The sequence below is a fragment of the Tenacibaculum sp. 190524A02b genome, from assembly GCF_964036645.1.
Lineage (GTDB): Bacteria > Bacteroidota > Bacteroidia > Flavobacteriales > Flavobacteriaceae > Polaribacter > Polaribacter vairaonense.
The window spans coordinates 977,501-990,978 of the sequence record NZ_OZ038525.1; the positions used below are offsets into that span (position 1 = coordinate 977,501).

Genomic DNA, 13,478 nt, shown 5'->3' on the forward strand with positions numbered 1-13,478 from the left:
CCGAAGCGAAAGCGAGTCTGAATAGGGCGCATATAGTTAGTAGTAGTAGACGCGAAACCGAGTGATCTACCCATGGGCAGGTTGAAGCTGTGGTAACACACAGTGGAGGACCGAACCAGTTGACGTTGAAAAGTCTTTGGATGACCTGTGGGTAGGGGTGAAAGGCCAATCAAACTCGGAAATAGCTCGTACTCCCCGAAATGCATTTAGGTGCAGCGTTGAATAAAAGTTTTATAGAGGTAGAGCTACTGATTGGATGCGGGGGCTTCACCGCCTACCAATTCCTGACAAACTCCGAATGCTATAAAATGTTTTTCAGCAGTGAGGGCATGGGTGCTAAGGTCCATGTCCGAGAGGGAAAGAACCCAGACCATCAGCTAAGGTCCCCAAATATATGTTAAGTTGAAAAAACGAGGTGAAACTGCTTAGACAGCTAGGATGTTGGCTTGGAAGCAGCCATTCATTTAAAGAGTGCGTAACAGCTCACTAGTCGAGCGGTTTTGCATGGATAATAATCGGGCATAAACATATTACCGAAGCTATGGACTTTAAAAGTGGTAGGGGAGCATTCTATTTGCGCTGAAGGTGAACTGTGAGGTTTGCTGGAGCGGATAGAAAAGAAAATGTAGGCATAAGTAACGATAAAGGGGGCGAGAAACCCCCTCACCGAAAGACTAAGGTTTCCTCAGCGATGCTAATCAGCTGAGGGTTAGTCGGGACCTAAGGCGAATCCGAAGGGAGTAGTCGATGGACAACAGGTTAATATTCCTGTACTTCTTATAATTGCGATGGGGTGACGGAGTAATGAACCCGCCGCGAGCTGACGGAATAGCTCGTTGAAACATGTAGGTATTAGGACTGTAGGCAAATCCGCAGACCTAGCTGAACTGTGATAGTACCACAACTCTTCGGACGCGTGGATAGTGCGGCTAAGGGCTTCCAAGAAAAACCTCTAAGCTTCAGATTATAAGAACCCGTACCGTAAACCGACACAGGTAGTTGGGATGAGAATTCTAAGGTGCTCGAGAGATTCATGGCTAAGGAACTAGGCAAAATAGACCTGTAACTTCGGGAGAAAGGTCGCCAGCAGTAATGCTGGCCGCAGTGAAAAGATCCAGGCGACTGTTTATCAAAAACACAGGGCTTTGCTAAATTGAAAGATGATGTATAAGGCCTGACACCTGCCCGGTGCTGGAAGGTTAAGTGGAGGGTTTAGCTTCGGCGAAGATCTCAAATGAAGCCCCAGTAAACGGCGGCCGTAACTATAACGGTCCTAAGGTAGCGAAATTCCTTGTCGGGTAAGTTCCGACCTGCACGAATGGTGCAACGATCTGGATACTGTCTCAGCCATGAGCTCGGTGAAATTGTAGTATCGGTGAAGATGCCGATTACCCGCAGCGGGACGAAAAGACCCCGTGAACCTTTACTATAGCTTCGTATTGACTTTGGATAAGTAATGTGTAGGATAGGTGGGAGACATTGAAGCGGCGTCGCTAGGCGTTGTGGAGTCATCCTTGAAATACCACCCTTTGCTTATCTAGAGCCTAACTCAGCGATGAGAACAGTGCGTGGTGGGTAGTTTGACTGGGGTGGTCGCCTCCAAAAGAGTAACGGAGGCTTCTAAAGGTTCCCTCAGCACGCTTGGTAACCGTGCGTAGAGTGCAATGGCATAAGGGAGCTTGACTGAGAGACATACAGGTCGATCAGGTACGAAAGTAGAGCATAGTGATCCGGTGGTTCCGCATGGAAGGGCCATCGCTCAAAGGATAAAAGGTACTCCGGGGATAACAGGCTGATCTCCCCCAAGAGCTCACATCGACGGGGGGGTTTGGCACCTCGATGTCGGCTCGTCACATCCTGGGGCTGGAGAAGGCCCCAAGGGTTGGGCTGTTCGCCCATTAAAGTGGCACGCGAGCTGGGTTCAGAACGTCGTGAGACAGTTCGGTCTCTATCTGCTGTGGGCGTTAGAAATTTGAGTGGATCTGACTTTAGTACGAGAGGAATGAGTTGGACTGACCTCTAGTGTATCTGTTGTCTCGCCAGGGGCACTGCAGAGTAGCTACGTCGGGAAGGGATAAGCGCTGAAAGCATATAAGCGCGAAACCCACCACAAGATGAGATTTCTTTAAAGGGTCGTGGAAGATCACCACGTTGATAGGCTATAGGTGTAAGTGCAGTAATGTATGTAGCCGAGTAGTACTAATAACCCATAGGCTTATGTACGTACTTCCCCTCCTTGTGAGGGGAAGCAAACTCTTTACTAAACAATATCTAATTCTATAAAACGAATCAATCATTTTACCATATGTTAACTTATACAGTTGAAATAAACTGAAACGATTTAAGGTGATTATTGCAATGGGGCTCACCTCTTACCATTCCGAACAGAGAAGTTAAGCCCATTAGCGCCGATGGTACTGCCAATGGTGGGAGAGTAGGTCGTTGCCTTTCTTTTTAAAAAGCTCTTAGTTGAAAAACTAAGAGCTTTTTTTATGAATTAAAGTTTATTATATTCTTACTACAGTTTAATAAACTCTAAAAAATATTGTTAAAGCTACTTAAAATCATAATAAGGAATATGTGTTTTGTTTAGTAGTTTTTAAAGGAAGAATATAGTGTCTTATTATAGAATTACCTTAGAGATTTGTTTGTGTCTCTTTAAAAGCTTTTAGAGCCGTTTTAATGGTTAGAAATTATAGTTTTATACTATTTGGTGGTTACTTATCAATCTGCTGCTTGCTTTGTTATCATTTTTGTGTAGAACTTTTACATAATTGTAATAGTGTTTACTATTATTGTAAATGAATCTTACTTTTTTGTATGCATAATTTACTCAATTGTAAAGGTATTTACTATTTGTGTAAAAGGTTTTAATGTTTTGTATTGCTGTTTATGTTCTTAATTTATGGAATAAAAAATCTCGAACTTTTTCGCTCGAGATTTATAATATAATATTTAGTTTTATTTAAAAGACTTGTTTCTCAAAGAAAAACAAACAGCTAAAATTATTTTAAAGGTTTGTTAGTTAAATAAGGTATTTTTTACTATCCTTTGTAAAAAGGAAGTTTTACAACTTTTGCAGCTATTTGTTTTTTACGTATTTGAACAAAAATTTCAGAATCTACTTTAGAATTAATTTTTGTTACATATCCTAATCCAATTCCTTTATTTAAAGATGGACTCATTGTTCCAGATGTAACATAACCTATTTTAGTACCTTCTGAATCAACTAAGTCATAACCCTGACGAGGGATACCACGTTCAGTCAATTCAAAAGCAACTAATTTTCTAGTAACGCCTTCTTCTTTTTGTTTTTTCAAAGCTTCAGCATTTACAAAATCTTTAGTGAATTTTGTAATCCATCCTAAGCCTGCTTCCAATGGAGAAGTGGTATCGTCTATATCATTTCCATACAAGCAGTATCCCATTTCTAAACGAAGAGTATCACGAGCAGCTAATCCAATAGGTTTAATTCCCCAGTCAGCTCCAGCTTCGAAAACTTTGTTCCAAACAGCTTCTACGTCTTCATTTTTTACGTAAATTTCAAAACCACCAGAACCAGTATATCCAGTTGCTGAAACTACAACATTAGGTAATCCAGCAAAATCAGTTATTTCAAATGTGTAAAATTTAATAGAAGATAAATCTACAGATGTTAAAGATTGCATTGCTTCAGCAGCTTTAGGTCCCTGAATAGCTAATAATGACCAATCATCTGAACGATCTTCCATTATAACATTCAGGTCATTATGTTGAGATATCCAGTTCCAATCCTTTTCAATATTAGATGCATTAACAACTAACATGTATTCATTTTCAGCAATCATGTAAATAATTAAATCATCGATAATACCTCCATCAGCATTAGGCATACAACTATATTGAGCTTTACCTGGAGTTAATTTAGAAGCATCGTTAGAAGTTATTTTTTGAATTAAAGCTAAGGCATTTTCTCCTTTTAAAAAAAATTCTCCCATATGGCTTACATCAAATACACCAACGCCTTTTCTTACGGTTTCGTGCTCAATATTAACACCTTCATATTGTACAGGCATATTATAGCCAGCAAATGGAACTAGCTTAGCTCCAAGAGCTTCATGAATGTGAGTTAATGCTGTATTTTTCATTTTTTAGAATTGTTTGTTTTTGTAAAATATAAATGCTAAAGTATATAAAAAAACATAAACAAAAAGATAGAAGTTGTTTAATATTATGATGATTTTTTATCAAAAGTTATGTAAATAATTCTATTTTTATAAAAAGTGTTTTAACTAGTTTCGTTTTATCTAATTTAAATGAAAATAAATAAAAATTCAATCTCAAACTTTGTATTTATAGTCTTCATAGTTTTATTGATATATAAACCTACTAGAATCTATTTTATAAGGCTAATATCATTTTCACCATCTGTAATAACTCAAAAAAAGAGAGAAGTTTTAACTGATTATAATTGGTCTATAAAGGGTTTAAATACTGAAAATATTGAAGTAAATAAATTAAAGGATAAAGTTATTTTTATCAATTTTTGGGCTACTTGGTGCCCGCCATGTATTGCTGAGTTACCAAGTATCCAATTACTTTATGATGATTACAAGGATAAAATAACTTTTATATTTGTAACGAGTGAAGATAAAGATAAAGTAGAAGCTTTTTATAGTAAAAATAATTATAAATTGCCTACATATAGGATAATCACTAAGCTTCCTGATGTATTTAATACAAATTCAATTCCTAAAACTTATATAATAAGTAAGAATGGAGAAATACTTGTAAATAAAAATGGAGCAGCAGATTGGAATTCTTCAGTTATAAGAAACTTATTGGATAGAGAAATAAAAAAGCACCCAATTAATTAATAAGAGGATGCTTTTGTTGAATTAGTATATAGTAGTTTATACTAAGGTTGGTCTACTTTTAAAGGCAAGGTATAAACTTCTTTTTTGCTTATTTTAGAAGTTACCTCAATTTTTTTATAATTTAATTTTCTTTTAATAAAAGCAATTAGTGCTTCGTCTTTAGACTCTACATCTAAAACAACAATTTCATTTTTGCTATTCACCATAAAAGAAACTTCTGCACTTAGTACTTCATTTGCTTTAAGAGGAATTTTTTCACCAATTAAGTTTACAATTTGTCCACGTAAATGCTTTTTGGCTTTTAGAGGATTTGTTGTTGCCATTGTGGTAAAAGTAGTTAAAAGGCTAATACCTAATATCATTAATGTATTTTTTATTGTCTTCATAATAAAAAGTTTTATAGATTAAAAGTTCACCTATAAGACTAATAGAAGGAGCTATCTGTTTCAGTAAAGGGCGGAGTTTAGTATAAACTTAACAGGATTTAACAGTTTTTATGAAGAATAAAAAGAAGTGTTAAAGAAAGTGCTCTATTATTTTAACAAATAATTTAGGCATTGATAACCAAGTGTGACCATTCTTTGTAACTTTCAAGCATTGGAAAGTGTCCAGTGTTTTCTAACCACATGAGTTTGTTGTTTTTAATTTCTTTAGAAAGTTGAATAGCAATAGCTTTAACAGCAATAGGGTCATGAGTAGCCCAAATAATTTTAGTAGGAACTTTAGTTTCTGTCAATGCACCAATCCATCTGTGCCAAAATAAATACCGTTCATTAATATAATTACTAAGTAAATGAATAACATTTCTTCCATCATTATATTCAAGTTGAAACCACATGGTATCTAACTCTGTTTTTGAAATCTTAGAGTTATCAAAGTAAATTTTTTTAATATTCCGATTAAAAATACTTTGGTTAGCAATTTTGGCAACTATTTTCCCAGTTAATTTATTACGTAATAAATTTTGTATAGGTCTAAGTTTCGCAAGTTCAATATGCATACTTCCATTACATAGAATAAGTTTTTTTATTGAAATATTAATTTGTGAACGATTTTTTCTAGCTATAATTTCAGTAGCAATACTAGTTCCATAATCATGTGCAAGTAAAATACATTCTTTAATATTTAATTTTTTCCATACTGAAAGTGCAATGTCGGCTTGTTCAATTAATGAATATGAATAGTTAAGTGGCTTGTCTGAAAAGCCAAACCCCAAATGGTCATGAAGGATTACACGATATTTTTCTGAAAGGGTAGCTAAAACTTTATAATAGTCGTATGTAGAAGTTGGATAACCATGTAATATGGTTAAGACCTCTTTATCGCCTCCAGTATCAATAACAAAGATTGATTGATTTTGAACTCTAATAAGTTGTCCTTTAGATTTCCAAGTTTCTGCATTCATAAATCCAGTAATATTCTGTTTACAATGTAGTGAAATTTATGTAGTTTTGAAGTCACTTTACAAAGAGATGTCAAATTACTTTATAGATGTAATATTACCAATACCGTTACAAAAAACATTTACCTATTCAGTTTCTGAAATAGAAGCAAATTTTTTGAAAAAAGGAATGAGGGTAGCTGTTTCCTTTGGTAGATCTAAGATTTACACGGCAATTGTTTTTAGCATTCACCAAAATGCTCCAGAATTATATGAAGCGAAAGACATTCATCAAATTTTAGATGAAATTCCTATTATTAATGAGCATCAACTGAATCACTGGCAATGGATTTCAAAATATTATATGTGTTCAATGGGAGATGTTTATAGGGCTTCATTACCATCTGCATTTTTATTAGAAAGCGAAACATTAATTAGTAAAACTTCTTCGTTTACAGATGATGCTAATTTAAGTGATGATGCTTTTTTAATATATGAAGCTTTACATCACCATTCACATTTAACAGTTCATCAGATTACTGATATCCTTGGGAAAAAGACAATTTTACCAACAATAAATGAATTATTAAAAAAGAATGCCGTAAGCATTAGAGAAGAAATATATGAAACTTATAAGCCTAAACTAGTTAAATATGTTCGATTGCATTCTGATTATTCATCAGAGAATGGGCTTCAAGATTTACTAGAACAACTATCAAGAGCTAAAAAACAAAGAGAAGCCGTTTTGCATTATTTTCAATTGGCAGGAAGTAAAAAACCGATAAAGGCAAAAGATTTAGAAAATAGAGCAGGTGTTTCTTCAACAATTCTTAAAGCATTAGTAGAAAAAAACATTTTTGAGTTTTATCATATAAAAACGGATCGTATAAATTTTGAAGGTGAAACTAATAAAGTAAAGCAATTGAATGAATTTCAAGAGCAAGCCTTTAAAGAAATAAAGTCTTCTTTTGAAAATAATGAGGTTACATTATTACATGGTGTTACTGGTTCAGGAAAAACAGAAATCTATGTAAAACTAATGAAAGAGGTAATAGAAAAAGGTAAACAAGTTCTTTTTTTATTACCAGAAATAGCGTTGACTACACAAATTATTACTAGGTTGCAACGGTATTTTGGCAATCAAGTTTCTGTTTTCCATTCAAAATATTCAATGAACGAAAGAGTAGAGGTGTGGAATAATGTATTAGAAAATAAATCTAAGGCTCAAATAATTTTAGGAGCTAGATCTTCCGTATTTCTTCCGTTTTCTAACTTAGGATTAATTATTGTAGATGAAGAACATGAAAGTTCCTATAAGCAATTTGATCCTTCACCAAGATATAATGCTAGAGATTCAGCAATTGTTTTAGCTTATCAACATAAAGCAAAAATAGTTTTAGGTTCTGCAACTCCTTCTATAGAAAGTTATTTTAATGCAATTAATGGAAAATATGGTATAGTTTCGTTAACAAGACGTTTTGGTAATATACAGCTTCCAAAGATTGAATTGATAGATATCAAAGAAAAACATCGAAAAAAACAAATGACGGGTCATTTTTCAGATCGTTTACTAAAAATGATGAAGGAGGCTTTGGAGATAAAAGAACAAGTAATTTTATTTCAGAATAGAAGAGGCTATTCTCCGGTAATAGAATGTACTACTTGTGGAGTTTCACCACAATGTCCTAATTGTGATGTTAGTTTAACTTACCATAAATTTAAAAATGAATTAAAATGTCATTATTGCCATTATTATAGAGCTATGCCTAATTCATGTGGAGCATGTGGAAGTAATACACTAGACACAAAAGGTTTTGGAACTGAGCAAATAGAATTGGAGTTGAAGGAATTGTTTCCTGAGCATACTATTGGAAGAATGGATTTAGATACTACAAGAGGTAAAAACGGTTATCAAAAAATAATAGGCGCTTTTGAAGCTAGAGAAATTGATATTTTAGTAGGAACACAAATGTTATCTAAAGGGCTTGATTTTGATAATGTGTCATTGGTTGGAATCTTAAATGCTGATGCAATGCTTAATTTTCCAGATTTTAGAGCACATGAAAGGGCTTATCAATTAATGGTACAGGTATCTGGTAGGGCAGGAAGGTCAAAAAAACAAGGACATGTAGCTATACAGACTTATAATCCTTATCATCAAATTTTACAGCAAGTTTCTACTAATAGTTATGGAGATATGTATAAAGAGCAGTTACAAGATCGTTGGCAGTTTCATTATCCTCCATATTATAGGTTAATCAAGATAACATTGAAGCATAAAGACTTTAATAAGGTTAATTTAGGGATACAATGGTTGGCTAAAGCGTTAAAAAATACTTTTGGAGAGCATATTTTGGGACCTTCAGAGCCATCTATCTCTCGTATTCGAAACCAATATATAAAAAATTTAGTGGTTAAAATACCATCAGAAAACTCATTGGTTAAAACTAAAAATGAGATACTTAAGTGTAAGGTGTCATTTGAATCTATTAAAGATTTTAGACCTATACGATTTAATATTGATGTAGATAATTATTAAAAAGATGTTAAAATATGCATAGAATTAAAAAAAAGTATGTATATTTGAAATGTCTTTGGAGACGTCCTTAGACTTTTTCTTTTTCATAGCAATTTTCCCACTCAATTTTTTGAGTGGGTTTTTTTATGGAATTAAAAAAACAGTTCATCTACACTTATTGTCGTTTCGCAGAAGGTTATGTAAGTTTAAACTAAGTTGAATCGTCTTATAGAGTAATGTATGTTAAATTGCAATAAAATAATCGTTAAATAAGTATTCAAAATGATGAAGACTGAAACTGTAAAAATTAAATTAGTAAACAAAGAAGGTAGTGAAACTACAAATGAGTTTATCTTTATAGATATTCCTTTAGTTTCCAACGAAGCGCTATTTAATCAGGTATTCATGGTTAAAGATTTTGGGTGTGTATTCTTAAGTTAGATATAAATATATTAAAAGAATTTCCCCTTAAGTATTAAAAAAAAAAGAGCTTTACAATATTGTAAAGCTCTTTTTTATACATTGTAGAATATAAATTCTTACTTTCTTCTTTCCTTGATTCTTGCTTTTTTACCAGTAAGACCTCTAAAGTAAAAGATACGAGCTCTACGAACTTTACCTCTTTTATTAACTTCAATCTTTTGAATAGATGGTAAGTTAACTGGGAAAATACGCTCTACACCGATAGTTCCCGACATTTTTCTAATAGTAAATGTTTCTGAACTACCGCTTCCTCTTCTTTGAATAACAACCCCTCTAAAGAACTGTGTACGAGTTTTGTTACCTTCCTTAATTTCGTAATAAACAGTAATTGTATCACCAGCAGCAAATTCTGGTAATTCATTTCTTGTTACAAATTCGTCTTGTACAAATTTTATTAAAGACTCCATTTTATTATATATTTTTATGGTTTACTAAAAACAACATTCACGATTTTCGTCAGAGGTTGATTTTTGTGACTGCAAATTTATGAATTTTTACTGAAAAAATGTAAAAACAATAAAGTTAATTTTTTAGTTGTCATTAAATTATTTTCCTTTTTTATTACATACTTTTGGAAGAATATTAAAAAGTAGACTTTTAAATATATATCAACATGTATTTGTTTTAAAAACAAGTAAATAGCTAAAATGTATAAACTTATGAATGGAGATAAAACTTTAATAGAAGGAGAGCACAAAGTTAAAAAGTTAAGCATAATAAAAAAGGTAGTAGCTAGCTTATTATCGTCAATCAAAAAAGAAACTTTCATAATTTATGGATTGTTTTTTATGGTATCATTAGTTCTTATATTTATATATGATAAACTTTCTCTTCATCAAATAATGAATCAATATCATAATAGCTTTTTTGATACTTTTTTTAAGTACATTACTCATGTAGGTGATGGAGTTATGTTTGGGGTTTTAGTTATTGCTTTCTTCTTTATAAAAAGAAAAATGGCCTTAGTTTTTTTAGTTAGTGGTATATTAACTCTTTTAGTAACACATTTATTTAAAAAAATAATTTTTAAAGGAATACCAAGACCTGTTGGTGCATTAGGTGAAGAAGCTTTACATTTGATTGAAGGGGTTAAAATGGCGTTAATGAATTCTTTTCCTTCTGGGCATACCACTACAGCATTTGCTATATTTACGATATTGTGTTTATACCATTCTAAAAATAAATTGCAATATGCATGGATATTTTTGGCAATATTAGCAGGTTTCTCTAGAGTATATCTATCTCAACATTTCTTAATAGATATTTTAGTAGGATCTTTTTTAGGAATAATAATAGGATTTATTAGTATGAGCTTATTTTATAGCTCGTTAAAAAAATAAAAGTATTAAATGAAGTATTCTTATAGGACAACTGTATACATAGTAATTATTTTAAGTACAGTTTTAAGGTTATTCTTAGGCGGTCAATTGGAATTTGGAAATGATGAAGTTTATTACTGGTTATATGCTAAGTATCCAGATATAAGCCATTTTGATCATCCTCCTTTTGTTGGTTTTTTTATACAATTTTTTACATTAGATTTATTTTTTGACAGTGAATTAGCGATTAGATTAGCTGCTATTATACCTGCAAGTATTAATATGTATGTATTGTTTTTAATAGGTAAATTGATTAAAAATGAGCTTACTGGACTTATAACGGTTTTACTTTATAATATAAATATATATGCATTAATTATTTCGGGTACATTTATTCTACCCGATGCTCCTTTATTGTTTTTCTGGTTACTATCATTTTATTTTTTATTACAGTCTTTACCGTATACTGCTTCAAGTAAAACAAAAAAATACATGTTAGTTGCTTTTGCGTGTATTGGATGTGCTATTTATTCAAAATACCAAGGAGTTTACTTATTGTTTGGTATTGGTTTGTATGTGTTATTGGTAAATAGAAAATGGCTAAAAGAATGGAGTTTTTATTTAGTTTTTTTGTTTCCTATACTAGCATTATCATTAATATATTATTGGAACTATAGTAATGACTTTATAAGTTATAAGTTTCATAATAATAGGGTTTCGTTATTTAGTTTATCATTTAATAAAGATTCATTTTTACGAGAAGTACTAGGTCAGTTTATTTATAATAATCCGTACATATTTGTTATGATTATTATTATGATAGTAGCTTTAATTAAGAAGAAATTTCAGTTTGAAAAGAAGTTGCTATGGATGTTCTTGTTCTTTTCTTTTCCATTAATCTTTACAACAATTTATCTTTCTCTATTTAGAGATACATTGCCTCATTGGTCAGGAATAGCTTATGTTACTTTATTACCCTTTTTAGCTGTTTTTATAAGCGATAAAAAAAATATTCATCAAAAGTTAATGAAAGGGTTTGCTTTTTTTAGTGTATTACTCATTCTAGTATCAATTGAAATAAATAAAGGATGGTTTTTGCCGGTAAATAATAATCAACAAGAAAAGACTAAAGTAGGTAAAAAGGATGCCATAATGGATTTATATGGCTGGGAGCAAGCATCTCAGAAAGTAAGTCATTATTTAAGAGATAATAAGTTAACGGAGTTACCTATAATTTCTGATAAGTGGTTTCCAGCTTCACATATTGATTATTACATAGCGCGTCCAAATAACATGCATGTATATGGAGTAGGAGAGCTACCTAGCATTCATAAATATTATTGGATTAACTCATTAAGACCATCTATAGAAAATAAAAAAGAGTTTTTATATATAACTGATGGCAGAAATTATAGAGAGCCTAGTAGTGTTTATAAGGATAATTTTGATAAATATAATCTATTACAAACATTTCCTATTACAAGAAATGAAAAAACAGTAAAATTTGTGTTTGTTTATAGGTTAACTAAATTATAGTATAAAATATTAAAGATTGTCTAATAAATCTGGGCGTATTTCTTTGGTACGCTCATAAGCTTTTTCAGATCTCCATTCTTCAATTTTAGGAAAATTACCTGATAGTAAAATATCTGGTACCTTCATGCCTTCATATTCTGAAGGTCTAGTATAAACAGGAGGAGATAATAAATTATCTTGAAAAGAATCTGTTAAAGCTGAAGTTTCATCTCCTAAAACACCAGGAATTAATCTAATGACAGCATCGCAAAGAACAGCAGCAGCCAATTCACCTCCAGTTAAAACATAATCACCAATAGAAACTTCTTTGGTAACATATTTGTCTCTAATACGTTGATCTATTCCTTTATAATGTCCAGTTATTATAAGAATATTTTCTTTTAATGATAAAGTATTCGCTGTAGATTGATTTAAAGTTTTAGCATCTGGAGTCATATATACTATTTCGTCATAAGTACGTTCAGATTGTAACTTTTCAATGCATTTAGCTATAGGTTCAATCATCAATACCATACCAGCACCACCACCAAACTGATAATCATCTATTTGACGATAATTACCAGAACCATATTCTCTCAAATTATGTAAATGCACTTCTGCAATATTTTTCTCAATAGCCCTTTTCATCATTGAATTCTCAAATGGGCTTCTTAATAAATCTGGTTCTACTGTAATAATATCAATTCGCATTTTGCAAAAGTAAGTAAAAGCGTAAAAATATAGTCTATATGTTTTATGGTAAAATATAAAATAGCCCTGTAAAAGTTACAAGGCTATTTTTTTATTATATAAAAAGAAAAGTTATTTATTGAATAGTTATTGGGAAAACAACTTCAATATCAGTTTCTCCATCAGCATTGGTAATATCACCATCTTTTACACCTGCCGCTGTTTTATTTGGTTCATGTCTTAAAATTACAGTGTAAGTCCCTACACCAGCAGTTCCTGTATTAACAGTAAATTCAAGACCAACAGGGTTTCCTTTAGAATCATTGTCTCCAGCATAAGCAAAAGTACTACTTAGTTTTTGTGCACTGTAAAAGAATTGGTGTTCGTCAGCCTCTTCCTTTATTTCTTTAGTAATATCGTCAGCAGGATCTTCTAACTCGTTCCATAATGTAATAACAGCGTTATATTTAGTATTGGCACTAAGTGTTCCATCTGTAATTACTGGTGGATTTGGTCCATCACCATCAGCATCTTTACTTTCTATAGTTACTGTTTCAGTGGTTCCATCTTTAGTCAAAACTATTCTCATGGTTGTAATCACCTCTTCTTCATGTGTTGGAGCAGGAGGTACTGGGTTATCGTCATCAGAACAAGAAGTAAATGATAATGCTGCGATGAATAAAAAGGATAATAATTTAATTTGTTTCATAATACAT

Annotated in this window: 11 protein-coding genes and 2 rRNA genes (1 of these 13 cut by a window edge); 7 read left to right on the forward strand and 6 right to left on the reverse strand. The window is 32.0% G+C overall.

All coding sequences use genetic code 11. The annotated features are described in order from the left end of the window. Window positions 1-2,223, forward strand: a 23S ribosomal RNA gene (locus ABNT65_RS03865); it begins 645 nt to the left of the window's first position. Window positions 2,224-2,342: 119 nt separating this feature from the next. Next, window positions 2,343-2,451 (forward strand): 5S ribosomal RNA (gene rrf, locus ABNT65_RS03870). Between the two features lie 593 nt (window positions 2,452-3,044). Here the strand turns inward: rrf and gcvT are convergent. After that, a complete protein-coding gene (gene gcvT / locus ABNT65_RS03875) occupies window positions 3,045-4,127 on the reverse strand; it encodes a glycine cleavage system aminomethyltransferase GcvT (protein WP_348706874.1) in 1,083 nt (360 codons plus the stop codon). 168 nt (window positions 4,128-4,295) lie between these two features. On the opposite strand from gcvT, the gene ABNT65_RS03880 reads away from it, so the two are divergent. Further along, window positions 4,296-4,856, forward strand: coding sequence for a TlpA disulfide reductase family protein (locus ABNT65_RS03880; protein ID WP_348706873.1), 561 nt, complete (start codon window positions 4,296-4,298; stop codon window positions 4,854-4,856). A 41-nt stretch (window positions 4,857-4,897) separates the two neighbouring features. Here ABNT65_RS03880 and ABNT65_RS03885 read toward each other — a convergent pair whose 3' ends face one another. Further along, window positions 4,898-5,242, reverse strand: a complete 345-nt coding sequence (locus ABNT65_RS03885) for a hypothetical protein (RefSeq protein ID WP_348739818.1) — start codon at window positions 5,240-5,242, stop codon at window positions 4,898-4,900. Window positions 5,243-5,406: 164 nt separating this feature from the next. Continuing rightward, on the reverse strand, window positions 5,407-6,261 hold the full coding sequence (locus tag ABNT65_RS03890) for an alpha/beta hydrolase (protein WP_348747219.1): 855 nt from the start codon (window positions 6,259-6,261) through the stop codon (window positions 5,407-5,409). A 67-nt stretch (window positions 6,262-6,328) separates the two neighbouring features. Between ABNT65_RS03890 and priA the strand changes: the two genes are divergently transcribed. Continuing rightward, on the forward strand, window positions 6,329-8,776 hold the full coding sequence (gene priA / locus ABNT65_RS03895) for a primosomal protein N' (protein WP_348747819.1): 2,448 nt from the start codon (window positions 6,329-6,331) through the stop codon (window positions 8,774-8,776). A 261-nt stretch (window positions 8,777-9,037) separates the two neighbouring features. Continuing rightward, a complete protein-coding gene (locus ABNT65_RS03900) occupies window positions 9,038-9,196 on the forward strand; it encodes a hypothetical protein (RefSeq protein ID WP_348706870.1) in 159 nt (52 codons plus the stop codon). Between the two features lie 98 nt (window positions 9,197-9,294). Here the strand turns inward: ABNT65_RS03900 and rplS are convergent, their stop codons facing one another. Continuing rightward, window positions 9,295-9,645, reverse strand: coding sequence for a 50S ribosomal protein L19 (rplS, locus tag ABNT65_RS03905; RefSeq protein WP_348706869.1), 351 nt, complete (start codon window positions 9,643-9,645; stop codon window positions 9,295-9,297). A 252-nt stretch (window positions 9,646-9,897) separates the two neighbouring features. Between rplS and ABNT65_RS03910 the strand changes: the two genes are divergently transcribed. Continuing rightward, on the forward strand, window positions 9,898-10,578 hold the full coding sequence (locus ABNT65_RS03910; protein ID WP_348739821.1) for a phosphatase PAP2 family protein: 681 nt from the start codon (window positions 9,898-9,900) through the stop codon (window positions 10,576-10,578). 9 nt (window positions 10,579-10,587) lie between these two features. Then, the gene (locus ABNT65_RS03915) at window positions 10,588-12,093 is read left to right on the forward strand and encodes a glycosyltransferase family 39 protein (RefSeq protein WP_348747220.1); all 1,506 of its coding nucleotides are present in this window, start codon (window positions 10,588-10,590) and stop codon (window positions 12,091-12,093) included. Window positions 12,094-12,102: 9 nt separating this feature from the next. On the opposite strand, the gene trmD is transcribed toward ABNT65_RS03915, so the two are convergent. Continuing rightward, on the reverse strand, window positions 12,103-12,783 hold the full coding sequence (trmD, locus tag ABNT65_RS03920) for a tRNA (guanosine(37)-N1)-methyltransferase TrmD (protein ID WP_348747221.1): 681 nt from the start codon (window positions 12,781-12,783) through the stop codon (window positions 12,103-12,105). 115 nt (window positions 12,784-12,898) lie between these two features. Then, window positions 12,899-13,471: a type 1 periplasmic binding fold superfamily protein gene (locus ABNT65_RS03925; RefSeq protein WP_348747222.1), complete on the reverse strand. Its 573-nt coding sequence runs from the start codon at window positions 13,469-13,471 to the stop codon at window positions 12,899-12,901. Window positions 13,472-13,478: the final 7 nt, after the last annotated feature.